This is a genomic window from Paraburkholderia fungorum, assembly GCF_003610895.1.
GTDB classification, from domain to species: domain Bacteria; phylum Pseudomonadota; class Gammaproteobacteria; order Burkholderiales; family Burkholderiaceae; genus Paraburkholderia; species Paraburkholderia fungorum_B.
The window spans coordinates 18,213-41,244 of sequence record NZ_MCAS01000008.1; the positions used below are offsets into that span (position 1 = coordinate 18,213).

The following is a 23,032-nucleotide window of genomic DNA, read 5'->3' on the forward strand; positions in this document are numbered from 1 at the left end:
GACGCTAAAGCATACGGATGTTGCAGCTTACCCACGCTGGAAGCGGGTTGCCCCTCTATATAATGGCGCCACGTTTCCAATAATCCGATGCAGGCCGCGTGAACCACGCCGCCTGAGCTCTCGCGGTGCAATGCATGCAAAAACTCATCCTGCCGTTCGTCGCCGGCTTTCTGGCTTCCCTGTTCTTTCATGAATCGACCCTGGCGCTGCTGCACGCGGCCGGGCTGATCGACGCAAGCGGTTTTTCGACCGCGCCGTTTTTGCCGCTCGGGCTGCCCGAGTTCATCGCGAATGCAATCTGGAGCGCGTTCTGGGCGGTGCTGATGGCGTGGCTGTTGCGCGTCGCGCCCGAGCGGCGCGCGCCATGGGTGCCCGCCTTCGTATTCGGCGGCATTGCGTTGACGGCGGCGAGCGTGTTCGTGGTGGATCCGCTGCGCGGCATCTGGCCGAGCGGCAACATGCTGCCGCGTCTCGCGGTGGGTTTCGCGGCGAACGCGATGTGGGGCTGGGGCGCGCTGGTGTTCATGCGCGCGTTCATGGCGAGCGAAGACGAGGACTGAGCACCTTCCGTCTTGCTCGCGAAGTCATGCCGGTGTGGCAGCCTGGTGCTTCGGCATGACTTGCGCAGCGGCATGGCTTGCGCTGCGGTTATCGCAACGGCCCGGTCTCGCTCAGGACCGCAAATCGCGCAACGGGTGTTCGTTTGCCGGCCACGGGCTTTGGAACATCTTCGCCACATCGGCGGCGCTCACGTCTTCAATGCGCGCAAAACGCCAGCGCGGCGCGTTGTCCTTGTCGATGATGCGCGCGCGAATCCCTTCGATCGTATCGCCCTCTCCAAAGCTCGTGCGCGTCAGATCGAGATCGCCGCGCAATACATCCGCCATCGAACCTTCGGCACGCGTCACCACTTCCAGCGAGACGGCCATCGACAAGGGCGAACGTTCACGCAACACACCAATCGTCTGCTCGGCCCACTCCGCGGCCTCGCCACCCTGCTCGCATTCCTGCTGCAGCGAAGCGAGAATCTGCGCCACCTCGGGCAAGGCGAAATGCCGGTCGATCAATGCACGTGTGCTCGCGAGCGGCGCGGCATCGGGTTGCGGCACGACCTGATACGCAGCGGTCTCACGCTCGATACACGCCACCACGTCTGCGCCACGCTCGAACAGTTCGGTGCGCAGCGTGTCGACTAGCGCGGGCAACGCCGCGTCGTCGATATAGGCGTCGGCAAGGCCTGCGTAGAGCGCATCGGCGGCGCCGATGGTCTCGCCAGTGACCGCCAGATAACGGCCGAGCGCGCCCGGCGTGCGCGCCAGGAACCAGCTTGCGCCGACATCGGGAAAGAGGCCGATGCGAGTCTCGGGCATCGCCATCTTCGTCGAGTTCGTCACCACCCGCAGGCCGCCGGTACGATGTGCGCCCTGCGAAATCCCCATGCCGCCGCCCATCACGACGCCGTTCATCAACGCGATGTACGGCTTCGGGTAGGTGAAGATCGCGTGATTGAGCCGGTATTCCTCGGTGAAAAACGTATCGCGCGCGTCCTGCTCGCCGCGCTGCGCCGATTCGTATAGAAAGCGGATATCGCCGCCCGCACAAAACGCGCGCGGATGCCCGCTGCGCACCACCACGGCCAGCACGTCGGGATTTTCGCGCCACTGGTCGAGCGCCGCGTGCATCGCGCGAATCATGCCGGTAGACAGCGCGTTGAGCGCCTTAGGCCTTTCCAGTTCGATGAAACCGATGCGGTTGGCTACGTAAGTCGCGACTTCGTCGCTGATGGCGGGCGAGGCGGAAATGGACATGGAGAGCTAGGCGCGATGGCGCAAAATGAATCGGAACTGAACGTTATCACGCACTCGCGGCTTTGCGCCTGGTGGCGGGTTGAGTCTGCGCGCTGCCGGTCTCGCTACCGGTCTCGCTGACTGCCGCCGCGGCCGGCGATTCAGGCGACGCTTCAGCAGACTTCTTCTTCCGCGCCCGGGATCCACTCGCAGCGCCTTGCGGCTGACCGGCGTCCTGCGCCCCAAGCCAGGCATCGAGCGCGATGCCCACCACGGTATCCAGCGGCGCGGTCGGGAACACGGGACATGTCAGGTTCAGCGCGACGATGCCATGCAGAGTCGCCCAGAAGGCCTCCGCCCACACGCCCACCTCCATCGATGCGGGCAAGCGCCCCGATGCTTTCAACTCTTCGATCGCGGAAATCATGACGTACAGGGCGGCGGCGTCCGGATCATCTGTTTTTTCCGGCTCGGCACCCGCGCCAGCCGCATTGCCGGGCGCGGCAGAAGCCATCACTGACGTTCCTGCCGCTGCGTTCTCCACGGTTTCGCCCGCCGCCTCACCCGCCAACAGAGCGGCCGCGCCGCCCAGCGCCGCGCCCGTGTAGCTCGGGTCTTCCATGAAGATCAGACGGTAGGTCTCCGGATGCGCGACACCGAATGCCACATAAGCACGCCCGAGCGCTTTCAGGCGCGCGGTGGGATCGGCAATCTGCGCAAGCGGCACGAACGTTTCCAGCAACTGCGCATAGCCTTCCGCGCACAACGCCCGGGCGATCTCATCGCGACTTGCGAAGTGAAGGTACAGCGTGGCGGGCGAATACTCGATGGCGTCCGCAATCTTGCGCATTGACAGCGCGGCAAAGCCTTCGCGCATCACGATACGCCGCGCTGCATCGAGGATGCGTTCGCGCAGCGCCTGCTTCTGACGGTTTTTTCGTTCGGCTATTCCCATGACGAACATTTTCCGGTTGACAAACTGAAAAGTCAAATTAAACTGAACACTGTTTACTGAACACCGTTCATTAAATTCTCACCAATCAATCGAGATCATCAGGCGCGATATGGCGCCACCATCAGGAGTCGTCATGCAAGCCATAGGAAAAGTGGGTTTATTCGGTGCCGCGGGTGCGGCAGGTCAAATCATCGCGACCGCGCTGAGCGCCGCGGGCCGCGACTACCGGGTGGTCGGCCGCTCGCGCGCGCCGCTCGAAGCGGCTTTCGGTCACGATCCGCATGCGGAAATCGTCACGTGGAATCCAGACGATCCGGCTTCGATCAGCGCCGCGGCCTCCGGTTTGCAGACCGTGATCTATCTGGTGGGCGTGCCTTACGATCAGTTCGCAGCGCATCCGCCGCTCATGGAAAAAACGCTCGCCGGCGTGACGGCGGCGGGCGTCGAGCGCTTCATTCTGATCGGCACCGTCTATCCGTACGGCCGCGCCCGCAGCATTCCGATTAGCGAAGATCATCCGCGTGAGCCCCATACGTTCAAAGGCAGGATGCGGCTCGAACAGGAAAAACTGGTGCTGGCGGCACACGGACGCGCCAGCGGGTCGACGCAACTGTCGACGCTGGTGCTGCGCCTGCCGGATTTCTACGGCCCCGGCATCGAACGCAGTCTGATCAATGGGGTATTCGACGCAGCGGCACAAGACAAGCGCGCGCAGATGATCGGACCGGTGGACGTGCCGCACGAATTCATCTACCTGCCGGATATCGGACCCGTGGTCGAGAAGCTCACACGCACACCCGACGCATACGGCCGCTGGTGGCATCTGGCCGGCGCGGGCACGATCACGCAGCGTGAAGTGGCGAGACAGGCCTATGCGCTGGCAGGCCGCGAGCCAAAACTGATGGTCGCCGGCAAGACGATGCTGCGCATGCTCGGTCTATTCAATCCGCTGATGCGTGAACTGGTGGAGATGAATTACCTGATGACCGAACCGGTTGTGCTGGACGACTCCGCATTGACGAAGCTGATCGGCCCGATCGCAAAAACGTCCTACGAGGAAGGGATCCGCCGCTCGTTCGACGCCGCGCGCGCAGCAGCATCGGCGAATGCGGACACGCACCGGGATCGCGCGAAGACAGCCTGACTGTGGGCGGGTGTCGCGAACCGGGCTTCATAAACCAGGTTTCATAAATCAGGTTTAACAGCCCCGGTTTAACAGCCCAGGTTTAACAGCCCAGGTTTAACAGCCGCGAAAAACTGAAGCCCGCTATCCATGCGGCAGCGAACGGGCCGGATCAGCCCGCCACATTGCCTGGCGGGAAATGGCCGCTCTTAAGCAGCACGGGCGTGCCATTGCTGATCTGCAAATGTTCGCGCGCAACCGCCTCGATACGTGGACGCCCGGCATCGAATGCGCGCATCCAGCCTTCGAGATCCTCTGAGTAGGCACCGAAGTGATCTTCGAGCGCCTCGACCGAGATCGCGCACGGCACCGATTCGCCGTCCACGAGCGCGGGAAACACAACCGTCAGATTGGAGTCGCGGTAAGCAGGCGCATCCGCGGGAAACTGAATTTCCATGGTCGCCTCATCAGAAGTATCCGGCAGAAAAGGGACGACGGCGAGAACCGTGCGCGCCCCCGGAGATGCCCGATATGGTACTCGCGCGGCTGGATCGCGGTCCAGCACCCGTCGCTCTTTTGTCTGATGTCACGCGCGTCGAACAGTTCAGTTCCGCATGCGAATCGATACGCGGATTGCACTTGTGCCGCCTGCCTCTGTCGAACCGGTTCAACGGCACCACCCATGCCGACGCAGCGGCACCATTTCGAGTTCAACGAGCGCAATATGGGAAAATATTTTCTACAGAACCACGAACTGCCCGAGCCGGATGCGGCAACCCGATGGTTTGCTTACGCCGAAAGCCACGGCATCGACATTCCGAAAGCCATTAGCATCTGGGAAGACGCGGCAACCGAGAATGGCACGGAAAGCCGCCGGCTGGTTGGCGCGGCGGGCATTACGATCGAAACGCCCTAGCCCTGTTTACGGGCACACTTCCGGTGTGACTGGCGAATCTCGATACCTATTTGAAAGGAAACCTCACGATGCATTTCATGACGCAACTGCGCCGCTCCGGCCGCTTCCGAACGGGCAGCGCCGCGTTTGTTCTGGTCCGCAAGGCGTCGCTGTTCGCCGCCCTGCCCGCGGCCGTACTGTTAGCTGCAGGTCTGAGCGGCTGTGCATCGTCGAACACCACCTCGCTGATCAATCTGCCGAATGGTCAGACCGGCTTTGCGGTGAACTGCAGCGGTGCGGACGCCGCTTCCAGCTGGGCCTCCTGCTACGTGCAAGCCGGCAAGGCGTGCGGCGCGACCGGCTACGACATCGTGTCGAAAGACAACGACGAAGGCGGCGCGGCAGGCGGCAGCATCACGAACGTCGTCTCGGCTAATGTGAAAAACCGTTCGATGATCGTGCGCTGCAAGTAACGCTCAGTGCGAATGCCCGGTGCGCGTGATCAGTGCGCCTGCATCTTCGAAAAGATGTTCAACACAGCAACCCCGGCAATGATCAACCCGAGCCCGATGATAGCCGGCACATCAGGCACTTGCCGGTACAACACGACCGCGACCAGCGTAATCAGCACGATGCCCGCGCCAGACCACACCGCGTAGACGATGCCCACCGGAATACTCTTCAGCGTGAGCGACAGGCAATAGAACGCGATGCCGTAGCCGATCACCACGACCGCTGACGGCAGCAACCGCGAGAAACCTTCCGAGGCCCGCATGGCGGAGGTCGCGATGACTTCGGCGACGATCGCGATGGCGAGCAGTGCATAAGGAGGCATCCGCATCGCCTCAGGCCTTTGCAAGCGCGAGCTTGCTGTAGTCGTGGCCGAGGTGGGCGCACAGCGCTTCCACCACCAGTTCGTGATCCGCGCGCTGCGGCAAGCCCGATACCGTGATCGAGCCGATCACCCCGGCGCCCGCTACCGTCAATGGAAACGCGCCGCCATGCGACGCATACTCCGTAGCCGCCAACGCGTGCTTGTCGGCGAGCGTGCTGCCGGCCTGTTGCATCTTCAAACCAATCGCGTACGAACTGCGCCGAAAATGCGCGACTGTGTTGCCCTTGCGACGCGCCCAGTCGACATTGTCCGGCGTCGCGCCGTCGAGCAGGCTGAAGAACAGCGGCTGACCGAACGTGCGCACGTCGATGGCGGCAGCGATGCCGCGTGCCTTGGCGAGCTCGCGCAGAAACGCGCCGATCTGCCATGCGCGGTCGGCATCGAATTGCGGGAACACCAGTGCGTGTTCCTGAGCGGCAATCACCTGTAGATCGTGAGCGATATCCATGGCGTTCAGAGCAAGGTAAGAGATGAAGTGCGGGCCGTGCGTGGTACATGCATCCCACGTCCCGGCGCCGCGCAGAGAACCTGGATTCTAGCGCAGCGCCTTGCGAAGGCCTTCTGGTATGCGACACGAGCAATGCGCGCGGCGACGTTGGTGCGTAGGGTATCGCGCGATGTGGCGTGTATTGAAGCCGGTTCTTAAATAGCTATTGCGCGGGTAGCTGCTTTGTTCTATAATCTTTTCTTCGACGGACGCGGGGTGGAGCAGTCTGGCAGCTCGTCGGGCTCATAACCCGAAGGTCGTAGGTTCAAATCCTACCCCCGCAACCAAGCAGCATTTAAGTGGTTCGAAACGTCGAAACAACATCAAAGGCTTGCCCATCCGGCAGGCCTTTTTTGTTTTCTCCCCGCATTTTCTCTCGTGGTCGGCCTCGAGCTTATACGCGCTCTGTCGCCGAATCGCACACGTCTTCCGAAGCCCCTGTCCATCAGCGGAAAAGCATGCAAATCGCTACCTAAGCGCTGCCTAAGCGAGACCGCGTTCAGTCCCACAACGTCCACAACAAGCCTCTCGCCATGCCCGCCTGCGATCATTGATCCGGAGTCCAAACAGATCCGCACGCCACCCCAATGCTCGCAGCGAGCATATGCGTCAGCTATGTGCCCGACCCGCAAAAAATCCCCGCCCCGAACCGGCCCGCTCACTCGGCCATGCCCCGCTCCCGGCAAAGCGCGCCCCGGTGATAAACTCCCATCACTCTTTCTCGTCCCCTTCCTATGAAATTCTGTTCTGTCTGCGGCCACGGCGTCAGCCTGAGCATTCCGCCGGGTGACAACCGCGAGCGCTTCGTATGCGGCAGTTGCGGCACGGTGCATTATCAGAATCCGCGCAACGTGGTCGGCACCGTTCCGGTCTGGGACGACAAAGTGCTGCTGTGCCGTCGCGCGATCGAACCGCGCTACGGCTACTGGACGCTGCCGGCAGGTTTCATGGAAATGGGTGAAACCACCGCCGAAGCCGCTTCGCGCGAAACGCTGGAAGAAGCCGGGGCGCGCGTCGAGGTGCAGAACCTGTTTTCGCTCCTGAACGTGCCGCACGTGCATCAGGTGCATCTGTTCTACATGGCGCGCCTGCTCGACCTCGACATCGAAGCCGGGGAAGAAAGCCTCGAAGTGAAACTCTTCGAGGAACACGAGATTCCGTGGGACGAGATCGCCTTCCCGACCGTCGGTCAGACCTTGCGCTTCTTTTTCGCCGACCGTGCCGCCGGCAGCTTCGGCCTGCATACGGGCGATATCTTCCGCTCGCTGCGCGAAGGTTGAGCGGCACGCATGGTTCCCTGGCTCGGACCTGACGATCCGTTTCCGTCCGTCGAGCGGGCGCTCGGCGCGGCCAGCGGCGCGCCCGGCCTGCTTGCCGCCAGCGGCGATCTGCTGCCGTCGCGGCTGATCGACGCCTATCGGCGCGGCATCTTCCCGTGGTACTCGGACGGCCAGCCGGTCTTGTGGTGGAGCCCCGATCCGCGCATGATCCTGCGCCCTGCCGAATTCAAGGTATCGCCGTCGCTGCGCAAGACGCTCAAACGCGTGCTGCGCGAGGACGCATGGGAAATCCGCGTCGATCATGATTTCGCCGCCGTGATGCGCGCCTGCGCGCAGGCGCCGCGGCGTGGCCAGCGCGGCACCTGGATCACCGCCGACGTGGTCGAGGCCTATTCGTCGCTGCATCGGGTGGGCGATGCGCACAGCATCGAAACCTGGTTCGAAGGCACGCGCGTAGGCGGTTTGTATGGGGTGTCTTTCGGCCGGATGTTCTTCGGCGAATCGATGTTCGCGGAGGTCACCGACGCGTCGAAAATGGCGCTGGCCGCGCTCGTTGGACACTTGCGCCGTCACGAAATAGAAATGATAGACTGCCAGCAGAACACGTCGCATCTGGCGTCGCTTGGCGGCCGCGAGATAGCGCGCAAAGCGTTCATTGCGCATGTTCGCGCGTCTGTCGATGCCCCGCCGATTCCCTGGCGCTTCGACAAGACCGTCTTGCGCGATGTCGTCGCGCCGGCGGCGTAGGAAGAATCAGGCCGAATCCGGATCCGTCGCCTACCGAGCCGCGGGTCACGAGCCGCGGGTTGAAAACCGCAAGGCGCCGGGTTTGCAATACCAGAGACGCTTCGAGAGCTGCCAACGTGACTCATCCCAACGAGCTGCCTCTTTCGCCGCTTTCCGCGCTGCAATTTTATGCAACGGCGCCCTATCCCTGCAGTTATCTGGATGGGCGCATCGCGCGCTCGCAAGTCGCCACCCCCAGCCACCTGATCAACTCCGACGTCTATACCGACCTCGTCAAAGCGGGCTTTCGCCGCTCGGGTGTGTTCACCTACCGCCCGTACTGCGACGGCTGCCGCGCCTGCGTGCCGGTGCGCGTGCCGGTCGATCGTTTCGTGGCGAACCGTACACAGCGCCGGGTCTGGAAAAAACACGGCGAACTGGTCGCAACAGTAGCACCGCTGCATTACGACGAAGAGCATTACGCGCTCTACATGCGCTATCAGTCGGCCCGGCATGCCGGCGGCGGCATGGATCGCGACAGTCGCGATCAATACGAGCAATTCCTGCTGCAGAGCCGGATCAACTCCCGGCTGGTCGAATTTCGCGAGCCGCTGCCGGATCACCCGGAAGCACCGGGCATCCTGCGCATGATCAGCATGATCGACATCCTCGGCGACGGGCTCTCGTCGGTCTACACGTTCTTCGAACCGGGCCTGCCGCACACCAGCTTCGGCACCTACAACATCTACTGGCAGATCGAACAGGCGAAGAGCCTCAAGCTGCCCTACGTGTACCTGGGCTACTGGATTCGCGAAAGCCCGAAAATGGCGTACAAGGCGAATTTCCGGCCGCTCGAAGGCTTGATCGACGGTGCATGGAGAGTGCTGGATCCTGCCAGCATGGATTTGCCGCCGGTCGATCTGGCCATTCAGGGCAGGCGCGGGCCGCTGCGACCCTAGCCATGGCGGGGCGCCAGGCGGCCAACCCCGCGCGCTCGGCCCTATTGGTCTCATTAATGCCTTAAAGCCGGTAAAATGGCGGGTTCCCATTTTCCGGCCACCCGGCTCCGTCCCGTGTTCAGTTCCCTCTACCCGCTCGTACGCGCCCAACTCTTTCGCATGGACGCGGAAGACGCTCACCACCTGACCTTGCGCATTCTTGGCGCCGCCGGCCGCACCGGCCTTGCCGGCGCGCTCGCGCCACACGTGCCGGATGCGCCGCGCACCGTCATGGGGCTGACGTTCAGGAACCCGGTCGGGCTCGCCGCGGGGCTCGACAAGGACGGCGCGTGCATCGACGGCCTGGCGGCGCTCGGCTTCGGCTTCATTGAAGTGGGCACGGTCACGCCGCGCGCGCAGCCGGGCAATCCGCGCCCGCGCATGTTCCGCCTGCCGCAAGCGAATGCCGTCATCAACCGGATGGGCTTCAACAACGCGGGTGTCGACCAGTTCGTCAAGAACGTGCAGGCCGCGCGCTATCGCGGCACGCTCGGGCTGAACATCGGCAAGAACGCCGACACGCCGATCGAGCGCGCCGCTGAAGACTATCTGTACTGCCTCGAACGCGTGTATCCGTTCGCGAGCTACGTGACGGTCAACATCTCGTCGCCGAATACGAAGAATCTGCGCCAGTTGCAAGGCGCGGGCGAACTCGACGCGCTGCTCGCCGCCCTGAAAGATAAGCAGCAGCGTCTGGCCGACATGCACGGCAAGCTGGTGCCGCTCGCCTTGAAGATCGCCCCGGACCTCGACGACGAACAGATCAAATCGATCGCCGATACGCTATTGCGCCACAAATTCGAAGGCGTGATCGCCACCAACACCACGCTGTCGCGCACTGCCGTGACCGGCATGCAATACGGCGACGAAGCCGGCGGCCTGTCCGGCAAACCGGTGTTCGACGCGTCCAACGAAGTGATTCGCAAGCTGCGCGCCGAAGTCGGCGACACCGTGCCGATCATCGGCGTGGGCGGAATTTTCTCGGGCGAGGATGCGCGCGCGAAGCTGGCCGCGGGTGCTTCGCTGGTGCAGCTCTATACAGGTTTCATCTACCGCGGACCGGCGCTGGTGGCCGAATGCGCCCAGGCGCTGCGCCAGGGCTAATTACTTGCCTGGGCCACGCGCGGTTTGCACGAGCCCGCCGCCCCGGCTGCACGCCGGGGTCGCGCACCGACTCCGCGTTCGCCTCACCCCAATCCGCCTCCGTAATATAGACATAAACAAACGGTATTTAAGTTTCGATAGTCCGTTTTGTTATGCTTTTGTCTGTTAAAACATCAGACGTACAAAAAGGAACACGATGAAATTCGGCTTGCTGAAAAAGATCCTCGTCGCCGGCCTGATCGGCGCGTCGTTCACGGCTGTCACTGCCCATGCGGACGACCTGCTCGACCAGGTCAAGCAACGCGGCACGCTGCGCATCGGTCTGGAAGGCACCTTCCCGCCGTTCAATTCGAAAGCGCCGTCGGGTGAACTGGTCGGCTATGACGTGGATATCGCCAAGGCGGTCGCCGCGAAGCTCGGCGTGAAGCCGGAATTCGTCACGACCGAGTGGAGCGGCATCATCGCCGGTCTGCAGGCGGGCAAGTTCGACGTGATCGTCAACCAGGTCGGCATCACGGACGCACGCAAACAGGTGCTCGACTTCTCGCCGGCTTACACCTACTCGGCCGCGCAACTGATCCAGCGTAAGGACGACACGCGCCAGTTCAAATCGCTCGACGATCTGAAGGGCAAGAAACTCGGCGTCGGTCTGGGCACGAACTACATGGACATGGCGAAGTCGGTGCCCGGCGTCGACGTGAAGACGTATCCGGGCGCGCCTGAATACCTGCGCGATCTGGCCGCCGGCCGTCTGGACGCGGCGCTGAACGATCGTCTGATGCTCGCGTATCTGATGAAGAACTCGCAACTGCCGCTGCGCACGGGCGCGACGGTCGGCACCGGCAATCCGTCGGGCATTCCGTTCAAAAAGGGCAATCCGAAGTTCGCCAAGGCGATCGACGACGCGATGGCCCAACTCGAAACGGACGGCACGTTCTCGAAGATCTCGGACAAATGGTTCGGCATCGACGTCAGCAAGCCGATCAAGTAACACACGCCAGATGAAACGAAGGGCGGCATCGTCGACGATGCCGCCCTTCGTTTCTTTGCGCGCCAACCCAGGCAACCGCTCATGTCCACCACTTCCCTGCTCGTTCAATCGCTTCCTGTGCTGGCACAGGGCGCCGTCCTGACGGTCAAGTTCGCGGTTCTGTCGATGATCTTCGGCCTGCTCGCCGGCGCCGTACTCGCGGTCATGGGCATCAGCCACAACCGCGTGCTGAACTGGATCGCGCGCGTGTACGTCAGCCTGTTCCGCGGCACGCCGTTGCTGGTGCAGATCTTCGTGATCTACTACGGCTTGCCGAGTCTCGGCATTTCGCTCGACCCCACGCCGGCGGGCGTGATCGCGCTGTCGGCGAACGTGGCGGCCTATCTGTCGGAGAGTATGCGCGGGGCGATTCTCGGCATTCCCAGCGGCCAGTGGCTGGCCGCCTATAGTCTTGGACTCTCGCGACGCCAGACGCTGCGCTACGTGATCGCACCGCAGGCCTTGCGCATTGCCGTCCCGAGTCTGTCGAACAGCCTGATCAGCCTCATCAAGGATACGTCGCTGGTGTCGGTGATTACCGTGACCGAACTGCTGCGCAGCGCGCAGGAGATTATCGCGTCGACCTATCAGCCGCTGCCGCTGTACCTCGCGGCAGCCGCGGTCTACTGGGTGCTGTGCCAGGTGCTCGAATGGGTGCAGCACTGGTACGAGCGGCGCCTCGCGCTGCCGTCACGCCATTGAAGCGCAACTTCGGCGCCACTGAAGGCGCCGGCCTACGCGCTGGCCACTAGCGGCTGGCGCTGAGCGACGCCGCATCCAGCGGCGCGCCGAAACGCTCGAAGCGCGGTTTGTAGTAGTGATCCGGGTCGAGCGAAAACGCGACGTGACGCGTACGGCCCATCAATTCCTTGCGCGGAAAGAAGCCGAAGTAACGCGAGTCGGCACTGTTGTCGCGATTGTCGCCGAGCATCAGATACTCGTCCGGCGGCACGATCACCGGACCGAACGAGCTACGCGGACTCGGCGCCTCGGGCGCCAGCCGCACCGTATGCACCACGCCGTCGAAGCGTTCGGTCAGATAGTCGCCTGGGGAAGCCGCATCGCCCGGCAGGGGTTTCAGTTTCAGCGGCCGATAATCCGCGCGCATGCCGTTCACGTACAGCACGTTGTCACGCATGGCAACGCTGTCGCCCGGCAAGCCGATCAGCCGCTTGACGATCAGCTCGTGCGCCGCCGACGAATCGATCGTAACGATGTCGCCGCGCTGCGGATCGTGCAGACGCGCGATCGTGATATGCGTGAGCGGCACGCGCAGGTCATAAGCCATCTTGTCGACGAAAATCCGGTCGCCTTCGCGAATGGTCGGCAGCATCGAACCACTCGGCACGACGTTCCAGTCGGCTACGGCGCTGCGGAACAGCACCATCAGGAACAGAAAGGCGACAAGGCTCTTGTTGTCGCGCCACAGTTTTCCAAGCATGCGCATCGCAGGCGGCTCCGGTGGAAGGTGATCGAAAGCGGCAGGCACGCCGACCCTTTTTATCCGAGTCCGCGCACCGCTGCAAATCGTACCACCGCCGCCGTAAACAACGCGGCGCCGCGCCCTTACTCTCCCGCGAACTTGAGCCCCAACGCCGCGCGTGCGGCATCGGCCATTTCGATCATCTGCAGCGACTTGCCGTGCGGCATCACGGGGCTCTCCAGCTGACCCGCCCGGATCAGCTCGCAAAAATGCGCGGTCTCGTAGTTCAGGCCACCGCCCTCGAACGGTTCGTCGAGCTCGATCACGCGGGCGTCGGCGTAGCGGATCGTCGCGCGCGCCGGATTCCACCATGGCTCATGAATCGTGACATGGCCGCCTTTGGCCATCAGCAACGCGTCGCCCTTGCCGTGCAGGTCTAGCCCGCAAAACAGCTGGGCGATACCGCGTTCATGCTGACTGTTCAGGCTTGCGAACGTATCGACGCCGGTCGCGCCGAGCCGCCCGAGCGTCTGCACCTCACGCGGCGCACCGAGCCAGTCGACCGCGAGAAACATCTCGTAGACGCCGATGTCGAGCAGCGCGCCGCCCGCATGCTCGAACGACATCGACGGGTGATCGTCCGGTACGCCCGGTACCGAACAGCCGGCGCGCACGAGCCCCACTTCGCCGATCGGATCGACCTCCAGATGCGCGCGCAAGGCTCTGTAGAGCGGATAGAACGGCGGCTTCATGGCTTCCATGAAAAGCCGTTGTTCGGTGCGCGCGACCTCGAGTACACGCTCGAGTTGCGGCTTGTTGATGGTGGCGGGTTTTTCGCACAGCACGTGCAGACCGGCTTGCAGCGCGGCAATCGCATAGTCGGCGTGACTGTCCTGCACGGTGGCGATATAGAGCGCGTCGATACCGCTCGCGATCAGTGCGTCGAAACTCGCGCACACTTCGCCGCCGAATTCCTCGGCGAAAGCCAGTGCGGGTTCGGCGCGGCGCGACCACAGCGCGGTCAGTGTCGCGCGTGGCACATAGTTCAGTCCTTGAGCAAAGCGACGGGCAATGCGGCCCGTCCCAACGATCCCCCAGCGGATCATGCCGCCCGACGAGGGTTCCTGCATTGCGATAGTCATCGTTCCTTGAAGTCCGTGCGGTTCAGAGCAGGCGCTATTGTGACGCAAGCCGCGCGTGCATGCGCGAGGATGCGGGAGCACCGCTCATGAAGCCAGACCTCGGCGGAAAGACGATCCGGGGCGCGACTGTAACAGCCACGCGCGGTCACACTCGACCGCACTCGATCAAACGCAGCTACGCTCAGCCGCGCTCCGGCGGTTCCGAAGCGACCTTGCTGCCGAGTTCTTCCGTGGCGTAGTCGATCATTGCAAGCGACGCGCTTTCCGCTTCCTTCGGATCGTGCCGTTCGATCGCTTCGAGCACGCGTTGATGCGTGCTCACGGCCCGCTCCCATAACCCGTCCTTCTGATTGACGATCGGGTTGACGGTCGAGAGCGCGCCGCGAATGATCGCGGCCATCTGTTTGAAGAACTGATTACCGCTCGCCACCATGATGCGCGCGTGGAAAAGTTCATCGGCGGCATGGTAGCTGGCCTCGCCCGGCTGGATCACGCGAAACGCTTCGAACGCCTCACGAATCGCCGCGATGTCGGCGGCACTGCCGCGCGCGGCTGCCTGCGCCGAGGCGCGCGGTTCGATCAGGAGACGAAACTCGATCACGTCGCGCAGAAACAGCGGATCGGGCTTGGCGCGAAAACGCCAGTTCACGACGTCCTCGTCGATCATGCGCCAATCGCTCATCGGCCGGATGCGCGTGCCGATCTTCGGCCGCACGTCCAGCATGTCGCGCGCGAGCAGCATCGACAGCGCCTCGCGCATGACGGTGCGGCTGACGTCGAACTCCTTCGACAGCACATCCTGCGGTGGCAGGATGGCGCCGTACTTCTCCTCGACAATACCGGTCACAAGTCCGTCCATGACCTTGCTGACCAGCGATCGATCCTTGTTTGCCTGTTCCATGACCCTCTCTCCCCGAAGCGGTGTTTGCCCCCGCGTAGCCTGTTGATCAACCGGCCCTGGTGTGTCGTTTTATCGGTGGGTAGTTGTTCTTTTACGATACGTTGCTAGCATCAAAACGGTTGCGCCAGTTGGGAAACGTCCTGAGAGGGTTATCCCTCTGAAGAATTGTTTCTTCTATGTAACGCCGCATATCTTGACGGGCTATAAGCTTGCGTCTCAAGCGTGCCTGCGTCGCAAAATTTGCATAGTGCGAAGACGCACGTAGCGGATCGAATTGTCTGATCCTCACTTTCTGAGCAATGCCTCACGCGCGAAAAATCCGGCCCGGCGATCGGGCACTTCACAGGTCGAGCATCGTTGAGCGCTGAATGTAACAACCGAGAGCGAATTGAAAGGAAACGCGCCGCACACCCTGCACGCGCCGCCGCGGCACACGCAAGCCGTGAGCGATGCCGTGGCCGGGACCCCGAGCGGCAATACGGGCGCGCGCTCAAAGCGACCTCGCCATCGATGCATAGCGCCCGCCAAAGAAGATTAGCGGCGCATGTTCGTCGAGTGAGAACACCTGCACTTCGCCGACAAAGAGCGTGTGGTCGCCGCACGGATGCCGGTCCACCACACGTGCCGCGAACCGGGCCGCGGCATGTTCGAGAAGCACTACGTCCGGCAAGCCGTCCACCGGTGCGAAGCGCGGCGCGAAACGGCTCTGCGGTTCGCCGGAGAAGTGCCGGCTATGGCGCTCCTGCGCGTCGGACAACACGCTCACGCCGAACATCGCGCTCGTCATCAGACGCTCGTGCATGCGCGCGCGGTGCCCGACCGAGACGACGATCAACGGCGGCCTGAGCGAACCGGACATGAAGGCATTCGCGGTCATGGCGTGCATGCTGTCGCCGCTGCCGGTCGAAATCACCACGACGCCGGTGGCAAAGCGCCCCAGCGCATGACGGAAACGGCGTTCGTCGAAGCTCGATACGTTCGGGTCCGCCGGGTCCGCACTGCTCGCATTCGCGCAGGCCGTATCCGGACACGGCTGTGCGCATTCGTCAGGAATCCGGCATATATCGAGGTCTGCCGCAGGACCCGGCGATCGTCCGGATCGTGGCCCCCCGCGTCCAACGGGCGTGGCAGACGCGTTGAGCATTCGCGCCATTACAGCAGCTCGAACGTGTTGACGAACGCCGCGCCGTCGCGCTCGCGGCGCCGCGTTCCGAAGAGCGACTGGTTGCCGCGCAACTGGCGCGTCAGCCCGATGAACGGCACGCCGTGTTCGAGGTACGGCCCTTCGGTCTTGCGAAAGCCGAACTGCTCGTAGAAGCCGCGCAGCCCGACTGGCGCGCTCACGCGCGCGGCGTGTCCCGGCCAACGTTCGGCGATCGCCTGCAGCACCCGTTCGAGCAACAGTTCGGCGGTACCGTCGCCGCGCCGCAGCGGGCTCGTCAGCACCTTGTCGATGGTGATTTCCGGATCTTCGGCGTCGCCGGGTTGCAGGCGCGCATAGGCCAGGATCGGCATGGGCCGTCCCATATCCTCGACCGCGAAGACGTGCAGCGCGTTCTCGTCGCGGCCATCGGCGTCAAGACAGACATGCGATTGCTCGACCACGAAGACCGCACTGCGCGCCCGCAAGATCAGATACAACTCGCGAGCCGACAGCTGTTCGAAATCCAGCGTTTTCCAATTCATCACATTCCCCAGCGGTAAATACGTTCAGCGAGGACGGCATCGCGCGCCGCCCTCGACGGCCTGACTCGACACGCCGGCCTGTCGTCATGGCTACACGGTACGTCCGCGAAACATGTGTTTCCGTGCGGCATCGCACTGACGCTGGGCTTTGCCAATCCTTAAATACGAAGCGTCGGGACAAGGTCTAGCAGGAAGCCGCCAAAACCGCTTCAGCGCACCGCACAAGCGCGGCAAAGATGCATGCCGATCCCTCACCCGACATTGCGCAATGACGCCACGCGCTGCGATAAACGCTCAAGACGACGACAGCCGTTCGTCTCACGTCATCGACATTCGAAAGACTGCTCACCTACAAGGGGACACCCCATATGAAAACAGCACTGCGCCGCATCCTTTCCGAATCAGCCCGCCTCGACGTCTCGCCGGATACCCTGGCCGACGACGCCGACCTCTATGCAGCAGGCCTGTCCTCGCTCGCGACAGTGCATCTGATGCTGGCTATCGAAGATGAATTCGGCATTGAAATTCCGGACCGCATGCTGACGCGCCGATTGTTTTCAAGCATCGATTCGATGGCTGCGGCGATCACCGAGCTGCAACAGGCGAAGGCGGCGGCATGAATGCGCCACTGCCGGACACGCCCGCGGCGGCGGCCCCGCTCGCAGATCCCGCCGCGCCGCAACCCGCCGGCGCGGGCGTCGTGCTGAGCGCGGTGGAAACCGAACCCGGCTGGCGCGCTGCGGCGCAGCGCTGCGCCGCCGTCGCCGCGCAGTTCGCCGATTCGGTGGACCGCGAAGCACGCTTTCCCCACGAAGCCTTCGACGCGCTCAAGCGCGAACGTTTGTTGTCGGCCATGGTGCCCGCCACGTTTGGCGGCGCGGGGCTCTCGCTCGCGGACGTCGGCGCGATCTGCGAAACGCTCGCGCAGGGCTGCGCCTCCACGGCGATGGTGTATGCGATGCACCAGATCCAGGTGGCCTGCATCGAGGCGCACGGCAGCGAATCGGCATGGCAGCGGCACCTGCTCACACAACTGGTCGACCATCAATGGCTGCTGGCTTCCGCGACGTCTGAAGAAACCATTGGCGGCAACATGCGCACCAGCGCCTGCTCGGTCGAGATCGAAGGAGAACCCGGCCAGCAGTGCTTTCGCATCGAAAAGCTCGCGCCGACGATTTCCTACGGCGCCCACGCCGACGGCATTCTGGTCACCGCGCGGCGCACCGCCGAATCGGCTGCGGCCGACCAGGTGCTGATCGTCGCGTTACGCGAACAAACGCAGCTGGAAAAACGCGGCGGCTGGGATTCCATGGGCATGCGCGGCACTTGCAGCGAGGGCTTCCGGCTCGTCGCCACGGGTCTCGCCGAGCAGATCCTGCCCACCCCTTTCGCCGATATCGCCGACCAGACCATGCTGCCGGTCTCGCACACGCTGTGGGCCTCCGTCTGGACTGGCGTGGCCAGCGACGCGGTGAATCGCGCGAAAGCCTTCTTCCGCGCGCAGGCCCGCTCGAAACCCGGCGCGATTCCGCCAGCCGGCCTGCGTCTTGCCGAGGCCGTCGGCCTGCTGCAAATGATGCAGGCGCGCCTGTCGGTCGCGTTCGATGCGGCGCGCGCCGCCCACCACGCGCGGCATGGCGGCTGCCAGGCTGACGCGCCGCTCTCGGCGATGCTCGGCTTCGCCTCCGACATGAATACGCTGAAGACCAGCATCTCGACCACCGCGCTGCAGGTGGTCCAGGAAGTGCTGATGATCTGCGGCATGGCGGGCTACAAGAACGGCACGGAATACAGCGTGGGGCGCCATTTACGCGACCTCTACTCCGCACCGCTAATGATCAACAACGACCGTATCGCGCAGAACACGGCGAGCCTGTTGCTCGCGCAGCGTCCTGCCGCCCCGGGGAGAGCCTGACATGAACACGATGACCGACACCGCGGCGCTGGCGGTTCAGACGGCCGCCGCCGCTCAGCAACCCGCGGCACCGGCTTTCCGCGACGAGCTGCTCGCCGCCGGCCTCCTGATCGATACCGGCGAGAACGGCCTGTACGGCCGCAGCCAGATTTTCGAAGATGTGGTGGAGCGTCTGAACGTGGCGATCACCCATCTCGGCGCGGACCAGCAACCGGAGGTGCTGCGTTTTCCGCCCGCCATGCGCCGCACCGATTTCGAAGACAGCGAGTATCTGAAGAGCTTTCCGAACCTCGCGGGTACGATCCATTCGTTCTGCGGCAACGACATGGGCCACCAGCGCCTGTTGCGCGCGCTCGACCAGGCCATGAGCGAGCGCGACGACGAACGCAGCGAGGAATGGATGGCACAGCAGCAACCGACCCGCGTGGTGCTCACGCCGGCCGCCTGCTATCCGATCTATCCGGTGATGGCGCGGCGCGGCCCGTTGCCCGCCGACGGCCGCACTATCGACGTGCTGTCGTATTGCTTCCGCCACGAACCATCGCTCGATCCCGGCCGCATGCAGATGTTCCGGCAGCGCGAATACGTGCGCCTCGGCAACGCCGAACAGGTGATGGCGTTCCGTCAGATGTGGATCGAACGCGGCTCGCTGCTGATCGAACTGCTGCAACTGCCGGTGGACGTGGATCTCGCCAACGACCCGTTCTTCGGCCGCGGCGGCAAGATCGTCGCCGATAGCCAGCGTGCTCAGGCACTCAAATTCGAACTGCTGATTCCGGTGGCCGACCCGCGCGGCAAAACGGCTTGCCTCTCGTTCAACTATCACATGGACCACTTCGGCGCGATCTGGAAGATCGCCTGCGAGGACGGCGCGGTGGCGCACACCGGTTGCGTCGGCTTCGGCATGGAGCGCATCACGCTCGCCCTGTTGCGTCACCACGGTCTCGACGTCAATGCGTGGCCGGACGACGTGCGTGCGCTGCTGTGGGGGGACACCGCGGCGCATATCGCCGAGGGCATGCGGGCCACTCGGCCGGCTTGCCCAGCGGCGGCGCAAAGCGCGGAGGATCGCGCATGAATCCATCCCCGATCCCCACGCCCAAGGACGGGCAAGCGCCCTTCCCCTTGTCCGGCCGCCTCGATCTGCCGGCTCAGGGCGGCACGGCCGCGCCCGCCGCGCCGCTGCGCCAGCACGCGCCGCACGCGTTGCATCAAGGCGAGCGTGTGTGGCAGGAGACCAACTGCTACGTCGACCTGTGGATCGAATTGCTGCACGGCTTCGGGCTCGATCCGCGCGCGGCGTTCGGCTTTACCGTGACCCAGGACTTCGAAGGCGATCAGTTCACGTTCTTCAAGTTCCCGCTCGAAGACCTCGAGCGGCTCTATGGCACCCAGGTGCAGGAACTGGCGATCTACGATTCGCTCGAAGCCCGTGTGCTCGCGCAGACGTTGCGCGGTCACACCGTGCTGGTGGAAGTGGACGGCTATTACCTGCCGAATACGCGGGCCACGTCATATCGGCGCGAGCATCCGAAAACCACGATCGGGATCGACTTCATCGATCCCGCGGCGCGGCGCCTCGGCTATTTCCACAACACCGGCTATCACCTGCTCGACAGCGAAGACTACGACGGCGTGTTTCGCAAGCTGCCTCAATTCGCGCAGCAGCCCGATCTGCTGTTTCCGTATGTTGAATTCGCCAAGCAGGTTCGGCCGGCGCTGGAAGGCACCGCACTCGTCGAAGCATCCGCGGAATTGCTATGCGCGCATCTGGCGCGGCGGCCGCTGAGCAATCCGATCTCGCAGTGGCGCGAGGCGTTTCCGGCGCATCTCGACATGCTGCTCGAACGCGGCGAGGCGTTCTTCCATCCGTACTCGTTCAACCTGATGCGGCAGCTTGGCGCGAACTTCGAATTTCTCTCGAAGTATTTGAGCTGGCTTTCCGCGCAGGGCTTCGACCTGCCGGCGTCGATCCCGGCGGCGGCGCAAAGTATCGCGTCGGAGTCGATGGTGATGCAGTTCCGGCTCGTGCGGGCCATCGCGCGTGGGCGCCGCGATTCGTGTGAAGACTGCTTCGACGTGCTTGAAAGCGCCTACGAAAAGACGCTGCCCCCGCTTGCCGCGCTCGTACTGTGACGCGTTCGGACCTCTGGCCACAACCACTCGACGCAGGCTGGCAGTGCGTCAGCACACCAGCCGGCGCCTGTGCTTCACCCGCTGACTTACCCACGCAGGGCTGGCTCGCCGCGCAAGTACCCGGCACGGTGGCGAGCACGCACCGCGCCGCTGGCCTGCTGGACATCGCCGATCCCCCACCGTTCGCCTTCGACGATCACTGGTACCGGCTCACACTGACCGGCACGGGCAAGCGCCGCTTGCGTCTTCACGGCCTCGCCACGCTCGCCGAAGTCTGGCTCGACGGCATCAGGCGCCTCGATTCCGACTCGATGTTCGTCGCGCACGATCTCGACATCGAACTGCACGGCAGCGCGACACTCGCGTTGTGCTTTCGCTCGCTGACGCCGGCGCTGGCAGCCAAACGCTCACGCACGCGCTGGCGGCCGCGGCTCGTCACGCCGTCCACCTTGCGCAACGTGCGCACCACCCTGCTCGGCCATATGCCCGGATGGTGTCCATCGGTGCAGGCAGTCGGCCCGTGGCGTCCAATTGAAATACTGAGCGATGCTGAGCACGCCTTCGACACACTCGATCTGGCGAGCCGCATCGAAGGCGACGATGGCATTGTTTCGCTCACGTTACGTTTCGTGCATCCGCATGATGCCGACGCGTGTGCCGCCTCGTTGAATTGCGGTGACTGTGTTTCGTCTTTGCAATGGAGCGATGCATATACACTGACCGGCAGCGTGCGTGTCGCGCGTGCCGAACGCTGGTGGCCCCACACGCATGGCGAGCCCACTTTATATCCTCTGACATTGCAGCTTGATGACGAGCGCGCGCCATCTCACGCAATATCCCGCTCGATATCCCACTCATTGGGATCGATCGGCTTTCGCAGCATCGAAGTCGAGCGCGGCGCGGACGGCACCGGTTTCGCCCTGCGCGTAAATGGCACGCCAGTGTTCTGCCGCGGCGCCTGCTGGACCAGCGCGGATCTCGTCACACTGAGCGGCACCGAAGCGCAACTGCGTCATGCCTTCGCGCTCGCGCGCGATGCCGGCATGAACATGCTGCGGGTCGGCGGCACGATGGTGTACGAGTCCGATCGCTTCTACGCGTTAGCCGACGAGTATGGGTTGTTGATCTGGCAAGACTTCGCGCTGGCGAATTTTGACTACCCGAACGATGCCGACTTCAGCGCTTCCATTGAACGCGAAGCGACGCAATTCCTGACCCGCACGCGGCGCTTCGCGTCGCTCGCGGTGCTGTGCGGCGGCAGCGAAGTCGACCAGCAGGCGGCCATGTTCGGCCTGCCTGATTCGATGCGCGCGCAACCACTCTTTACCGCGCTGCTCCCCGCCGTCGCGGCGCGCGAGCGTTCGGACGTACCGTATGTGAGCAACTCGCCCTCAGGCGGCGCGTGGCCGTTTTCGACTAATGAGGGCATCACGCATTACTACGGCGTGGGCGCCTATCAACGCCCGCTCGACGACGCGCGCCGCGCGCAGGTCCGTTTCGCCGCCGAATGCCTCGCTTTCGCCAACGTGCCGGACGACGCCACCTTGCACGACGCGCTGGGCACGATCCATTCGCACGATCCGCGCTGGAAGGCCGGCGTACCGCGCGACCCCGGCGCCGGCTGGGACTTCGACGACGTTCGCGACCACTATCTTCAGACGCTTTATGGCGTCGAGCCGGCGCGGTTGCGTTACGAAGACCCCGAACGCTACCTGGATCTATCGCGTGCGGTGGTCGCCGAGCTGATGAGCGACGTGTTCGCCGAATGGCGGCGTGCCGGCTCGACATGCGGCGGCGCGCTGGTCTGGCAGCTTCAGGATCTGCGTCCCGGCGCAGGCTGGGGCGTGATCGACGCCACAGGACGGCCCAAAAGCGCCCTGCACGGGCTTGCGCGCACGCTGCAACCCATCCAGCTGGTCATAACCGACGAAGGCCTCAACGGGCTCGATATTCATTTGCTGAACGAGCGTGCGGAGCCGTTGCACGCGCAACTGGATCTGGTCTGCCTGCGCGACGGCAGCGTCAAGGTGGCATCGGCCAGCCGCGTTGTCGAACTGGCGCCGCACAGCGCACAGCGGATCAGCGCGGCGCAATGCCTTGGCCAGTTCTTCGATTTCACGCACGCCTACCGCTTCGGCCCGCGCGCCCACGACGTAACGATTGCGACGCTGCGCGATCCGGCGAGCGGCCGGATCGTTTCAGAAGCGATTCATCTGCCGGAACGGCGCGCGGACGTGCGTCACGATCTCGGCCTCACGGTGCGCCCCGAGCGCACTGCCGATGGCTGGCAACTGGTCATCGAAGCGCAGCGCTTTGCGCGCTTCGTTCATATCATTGACACGCGTTATCGCGCCGCACACGACTGGTTTCATCTGCCGCCGAACCGTACGCACACCGTGCCGCTCCTCCTTGCCGAAAGATTCGTTGCACGCGCATCTAACGCAACGTTTAAAGCAGACGCAACATGCGAGGCACCTGCAGGCGAAGTCCGCGCGATCAATGCGATATCCGCCACCTTCTACGGTTGAATGTCGTTCCCGTACTAACTA

Annotated in this window: 25 protein-coding genes and 1 tRNA gene; 16 read left to right on the forward strand and 10 right to left on the reverse strand. The window is 63.7% G+C overall.

What is annotated here, in order from left to right:
• The first annotated feature begins 134 nt into the window (after nt 1–134).
• Nucleotides 135–560: a hypothetical protein gene (locus BCY88_RS09320; protein WP_120343984.1), complete on the forward strand. Its 426-nt coding sequence runs from the start codon at nt 135–137 to the stop codon at nt 558–560.
• Between the two features lie 111 nt (nt 561–671).
• Here the strand turns inward: BCY88_RS09320 and BCY88_RS09325 are convergent, their stop codons facing one another.
• Together BCY88_RS09325 and BCY88_RS09330 are read right to left on the reverse strand one after the other, a co-directional pair.
• Nucleotides 672–1,808, reverse strand: a complete 1,137-nt coding sequence (locus BCY88_RS09325) for an enoyl-CoA hydratase/isomerase family protein (RefSeq protein ID WP_120343985.1) — start codon at nt 1,806–1,808, stop codon at nt 672–674.
• 46 nt (nt 1,809–1,854) lie between these two features.
• Complete coding sequence (locus tag BCY88_RS09330; RefSeq protein ID WP_120344124.1) at nt 1,855–2,742, reverse strand: TetR/AcrR family transcriptional regulator; 888 nt, start codon at nt 2,740–2,742, stop codon at nt 1,855–1,857.
• A 133-nt stretch (nt 2,743–2,875) separates the two neighbouring features.
• On the opposite strand from BCY88_RS09330, the gene BCY88_RS09335 reads away from it, so the two are divergent.
• The gene (locus BCY88_RS09335) at nt 2,876–3,886 is read left to right on the forward strand and encodes an NAD-dependent epimerase/dehydratase family protein (protein ID WP_120343986.1); all 1,011 of its coding nucleotides are present in this window, start codon (nt 2,876–2,878) and stop codon (nt 3,884–3,886) included.
• 151 nt (nt 3,887–4,037) lie between these two features.
• Here the strand turns inward: BCY88_RS09335 and BCY88_RS09340 are convergent, their stop codons facing one another.
• Nucleotides 4,038–4,322: a DUF1488 family protein gene (locus tag BCY88_RS09340; RefSeq protein WP_120343987.1), complete on the reverse strand. Its 285-nt coding sequence runs from the start codon at nt 4,320–4,322 to the stop codon at nt 4,038–4,040.
• 267 nt (nt 4,323–4,589) lie between these two features.
• On the opposite strand from BCY88_RS09340, the gene BCY88_RS09345 reads away from it, so the two are divergent.
• Together BCY88_RS09345 and BCY88_RS09350 are read left to right on the forward strand one after the other, a co-directional pair.
• Complete coding sequence (locus tag BCY88_RS09345; RefSeq protein ID WP_120344125.1) at nt 4,590–4,781, forward strand: hypothetical protein; 192 nt, start codon at nt 4,590–4,592, stop codon at nt 4,779–4,781.
• A 68-nt stretch (nt 4,782–4,849) separates the two neighbouring features.
• Nucleotides 4,850–5,233 (forward strand): hypothetical protein, encoded by a 384-nt coding sequence (locus BCY88_RS09350; RefSeq protein WP_120343988.1) that lies wholly within the window; start codon nt 4,850–4,852, stop codon nt 5,231–5,233.
• Between the two features lie 29 nt (nt 5,234–5,262).
• On the opposite strand, the gene BCY88_RS09355 is transcribed toward BCY88_RS09350, so the two are convergent.
• Together BCY88_RS09355 and BCY88_RS09360 are read right to left on the reverse strand one after the other, a co-directional pair.
• Nucleotides 5,263–5,595 (reverse strand): DMT family transporter, encoded by a 333-nt coding sequence (locus BCY88_RS09355; RefSeq protein WP_404935683.1) that lies wholly within the window; start codon nt 5,593–5,595, stop codon nt 5,263–5,265.
• Nucleotides 5,596–5,605: 10 nt separating this feature from the next.
• Entirely contained in the window at nt 5,606–6,103 is a 498-nt protein-coding gene (locus BCY88_RS09360) for a heme-degrading domain-containing protein (RefSeq protein ID WP_120343990.1), read from the reverse strand.
• A gap of 249 nt (nt 6,104–6,352) precedes the next feature.
• Here BCY88_RS09360 and BCY88_RS09365 point away from each other — a divergent pair.
• From BCY88_RS09365 to BCY88_RS09395, 7 genes are all read left to right on the forward strand, one after another.
• Nucleotides 6,353–6,429: transfer RNA gene (locus tag BCY88_RS09365), tRNA-Met, on the forward strand.
• Between the two features lie 447 nt (nt 6,430–6,876).
• The gene (locus BCY88_RS09370; RefSeq protein ID WP_120343991.1) at nt 6,877–7,422 is read left to right on the forward strand and encodes an NUDIX hydrolase; all 546 of its coding nucleotides are present in this window, start codon (nt 6,877–6,879) and stop codon (nt 7,420–7,422) included.
• 9 nt (nt 7,423–7,431) lie between these two features.
• Nucleotides 7,432–8,169 carry a leucyl/phenylalanyl-tRNA--protein transferase gene (gene aat / locus BCY88_RS09375; protein ID WP_120343992.1) on the forward strand — a complete coding sequence of 246 codons (738 nt, stop codon included), beginning with the start codon at nt 7,432–7,434 and terminating at the stop codon, nt 8,167–8,169.
• 116 nt (nt 8,170–8,285) lie between these two features.
• The gene (locus BCY88_RS09380) at nt 8,286–9,107 is read left to right on the forward strand and encodes an arginyltransferase (protein WP_120343993.1); all 822 of its coding nucleotides are present in this window, start codon (nt 8,286–8,288) and stop codon (nt 9,105–9,107) included.
• A 75-nt stretch (nt 9,108–9,182) separates the two neighbouring features.
• A complete protein-coding gene (locus tag BCY88_RS09385; RefSeq protein ID WP_183081326.1) occupies nt 9,183–10,250 on the forward strand; it encodes a quinone-dependent dihydroorotate dehydrogenase in 1,068 nt (355 codons plus the stop codon).
• 196 nt (nt 10,251–10,446) lie between these two features.
• Entirely contained in the window at nt 10,447–11,241 is a 795-nt protein-coding gene (locus tag BCY88_RS09390; RefSeq protein ID WP_120343995.1) for a cystine ABC transporter substrate-binding protein, read from the forward strand.
• A gap of 81 nt (nt 11,242–11,322) precedes the next feature.
• Nucleotides 11,323–11,982, forward strand: a complete 660-nt coding sequence (locus BCY88_RS09395) for an amino acid ABC transporter permease (protein ID WP_120343996.1) — start codon at nt 11,323–11,325, stop codon at nt 11,980–11,982.
• A 46-nt stretch (nt 11,983–12,028) separates the two neighbouring features.
• On the opposite strand, the gene lepB is transcribed toward BCY88_RS09395, so the two are convergent.
• From lepB to BCY88_RS09420, 5 genes are all read right to left on the reverse strand, one after another.
• Nucleotides 12,029–12,727: a signal peptidase I gene (gene lepB / locus BCY88_RS09400; RefSeq protein ID WP_120343997.1), complete on the reverse strand. Its 699-nt coding sequence runs from the start codon at nt 12,725–12,727 to the stop codon at nt 12,029–12,031.
• Nucleotides 12,728–12,846: 119 nt separating this feature from the next.
• Nucleotides 12,847–13,845 carry a Gfo/Idh/MocA family protein gene (locus BCY88_RS09405; protein WP_120343998.1) on the reverse strand — a complete coding sequence of 333 codons (999 nt, stop codon included), beginning with the start codon at nt 13,843–13,845 and terminating at the stop codon, nt 12,847–12,849.
• A gap of 181 nt (nt 13,846–14,026) precedes the next feature.
• Nucleotides 14,027–14,746: a FadR/GntR family transcriptional regulator gene (locus BCY88_RS09410; protein WP_120343999.1), complete on the reverse strand. Its 720-nt coding sequence runs from the start codon at nt 14,744–14,746 to the stop codon at nt 14,027–14,029.
• 490 nt (nt 14,747–15,236) lie between these two features.
• Nucleotides 15,237–15,899 (reverse strand): flavin reductase family protein, encoded by a 663-nt coding sequence (locus tag BCY88_RS09415; RefSeq protein ID WP_310796114.1) that lies wholly within the window; start codon nt 15,897–15,899, stop codon nt 15,237–15,239.
• Nucleotides 15,899–16,432, reverse strand: a complete 534-nt coding sequence (locus BCY88_RS09420) for a GNAT family N-acetyltransferase (RefSeq protein WP_120344000.1) — start codon at nt 16,430–16,432, stop codon at nt 15,899–15,901. Before BCY88_RS09420 ends, BCY88_RS09415 begins: the two co-directional genes overlap by 1 nt.
• Before the next feature lie 368 nt (nt 16,433–16,800).
• On the opposite strand from BCY88_RS09420, the gene BCY88_RS09425 reads away from it, so the two are divergent.
• Genes BCY88_RS09425 through BCY88_RS09445 form a run of 5 tightly spaced genes read left to right on the forward strand, consistent with a single transcriptional unit; the run spans nt 16,801 to nt 23,011 of the window.
• Nucleotides 16,801–17,052, forward strand: coding sequence for an acyl carrier protein (locus tag BCY88_RS09425; protein WP_120344001.1), 252 nt, complete (start codon nt 16,801–16,803; stop codon nt 17,050–17,052).
• Nucleotides 17,049–18,347, forward strand: coding sequence for an acyl-CoA dehydrogenase family protein (locus BCY88_RS09430; RefSeq protein ID WP_120344002.1), 1,299 nt, complete (start codon nt 17,049–17,051; stop codon nt 18,345–18,347). The genes BCY88_RS09425 and BCY88_RS09430 overlap by 4 nt, the downstream gene beginning before the upstream one ends.
• Nucleotide 18,348: 1 nt before the next feature.
• The gene (locus tag BCY88_RS09435; RefSeq protein ID WP_120344003.1) at nt 18,349–19,425 is read left to right on the forward strand and encodes an amino acid--[acyl-carrier-protein] ligase; all 1,077 of its coding nucleotides are present in this window, start codon (nt 18,349–18,351) and stop codon (nt 19,423–19,425) included.
• Nucleotides 19,422–20,483: a DUF1839 family protein gene (locus BCY88_RS09440; RefSeq protein ID WP_120344004.1), complete on the forward strand. Its 1,062-nt coding sequence runs from the start codon at nt 19,422–19,424 to the stop codon at nt 20,481–20,483. The genes BCY88_RS09435 and BCY88_RS09440 overlap by 4 nt, the downstream gene beginning before the upstream one ends.
• A complete protein-coding gene (locus BCY88_RS09445) occupies nt 20,480–23,011 on the forward strand; it encodes a glycosyl hydrolase 2 galactose-binding domain-containing protein (RefSeq protein ID WP_120344005.1) in 2,532 nt (843 codons plus the stop codon). The genes BCY88_RS09440 and BCY88_RS09445 overlap by 4 nt, the downstream gene beginning before the upstream one ends.
• Nucleotides 23,012–23,032: the final 21 nt, after the last annotated feature.

What these genes read in the sequence shown, in the direction of transcription:
- BCY88_RS09320 (WP_120343984.1), top strand. Translation starts at nt 135, where the DNA reads ATGCAAAAACTCATCCTGCCGTTCGTCGCCGGCTTTCTGGCTTCCCTG.
- BCY88_RS09325 (WP_120343985.1), bottom strand. Translation starts at nt 1,808, where the DNA reads ATGTCCATTTCCGCCTCGCCCGCCATCAGCGACGAAGTCGCGACTTAC.
- BCY88_RS09330 (WP_120344124.1), bottom strand. Translation starts at nt 2,742, where the DNA reads ATGGGAATAGCCGAACGAAAAAACCGTCAGAAGCAGGCGCTGCGCGAA.
- BCY88_RS09335 (WP_120343986.1), top strand. Translation starts at nt 2,876, where the DNA reads ATGCAAGCCATAGGAAAAGTGGGTTTATTCGGTGCCGCGGGTGCGGCA.
- BCY88_RS09340 (WP_120343987.1), bottom strand. Translation starts at nt 4,322, where the DNA reads ATGGAAATTCAGTTTCCCGCGGATGCGCCTGCTTACCGCGACTCCAAT.
- BCY88_RS09345 (WP_120344125.1), top strand. Translation starts at nt 4,590, where the DNA reads ATGGGAAAATATTTTCTACAGAACCACGAACTGCCCGAGCCGGATGCG.
- BCY88_RS09350 (WP_120343988.1), top strand. Translation starts at nt 4,850, where the DNA reads ATGCATTTCATGACGCAACTGCGCCGCTCCGGCCGCTTCCGAACGGGC.
- BCY88_RS09355 (WP_404935683.1), bottom strand. Translation starts at nt 5,595, where the DNA reads ATGCCTCCTTATGCACTGCTCGCCATCGCGATCGTCGCCGAAGTCATC.
- BCY88_RS09360 (WP_120343990.1), bottom strand. Translation starts at nt 6,103, where the DNA reads ATGGATATCGCTCACGATCTACAGGTGATTGCCGCTCAGGAACACGCA.
- BCY88_RS09370 (WP_120343991.1), top strand. Translation starts at nt 6,877, where the DNA reads ATGAAATTCTGTTCTGTCTGCGGCCACGGCGTCAGCCTGAGCATTCCG.
- aat (WP_120343992.1), top strand. Translation starts at nt 7,432, where the DNA reads ATGGTTCCCTGGCTCGGACCTGACGATCCGTTTCCGTCCGTCGAGCGG.
- BCY88_RS09385 (WP_183081326.1), top strand. Translation starts at nt 9,183, where the DNA reads ATGGCGGGTTCCCATTTTCCGGCCACCCGGCTCCGTCCCGTGTTCAGT.
- BCY88_RS09390 (WP_120343995.1), top strand. Translation starts at nt 10,447, where the DNA reads ATGAAATTCGGCTTGCTGAAAAAGATCCTCGTCGCCGGCCTGATCGGC.
- BCY88_RS09395 (WP_120343996.1), top strand. Translation starts at nt 11,323, where the DNA reads ATGTCCACCACTTCCCTGCTCGTTCAATCGCTTCCTGTGCTGGCACAG.
- lepB (WP_120343997.1), bottom strand. Translation starts at nt 12,727, where the DNA reads ATGCGCATGCTTGGAAAACTGTGGCGCGACAACAAGAGCCTTGTCGCC.
- BCY88_RS09405 (WP_120343998.1), bottom strand. Translation starts at nt 13,845, where the DNA reads ATGACTATCGCAATGCAGGAACCCTCGTCGGGCGGCATGATCCGCTGG.
- BCY88_RS09410 (WP_120343999.1), bottom strand. Translation starts at nt 14,746, where the DNA reads ATGGAACAGGCAAACAAGGATCGATCGCTGGTCAGCAAGGTCATGGAC.
- BCY88_RS09415 (WP_310796114.1), bottom strand. Translation starts at nt 15,899, where the DNA reads ATGGCGCGAATGCTCAACGCGTCTGCCACGCCCGTTGGACGCGGGGGG.
- BCY88_RS09420 (WP_120344000.1), bottom strand. Translation starts at nt 16,432, where the DNA reads ATGAATTGGAAAACGCTGGATTTCGAACAGCTGTCGGCTCGCGAGTTG.
- BCY88_RS09425 (WP_120344001.1), top strand. Translation starts at nt 16,801, where the DNA reads ATGAAAACAGCACTGCGCCGCATCCTTTCCGAATCAGCCCGCCTCGAC.
- BCY88_RS09430 (WP_120344002.1), top strand. Translation starts at nt 17,049, where the DNA reads ATGAATGCGCCACTGCCGGACACGCCCGCGGCGGCGGCCCCGCTCGCA.
- BCY88_RS09435 (WP_120344003.1), top strand. Translation starts at nt 18,349, where the DNA reads ATGAACACGATGACCGACACCGCGGCGCTGGCGGTTCAGACGGCCGCC.
- BCY88_RS09440 (WP_120344004.1), top strand. Translation starts at nt 19,422, where the DNA reads ATGAATCCATCCCCGATCCCCACGCCCAAGGACGGGCAAGCGCCCTTC.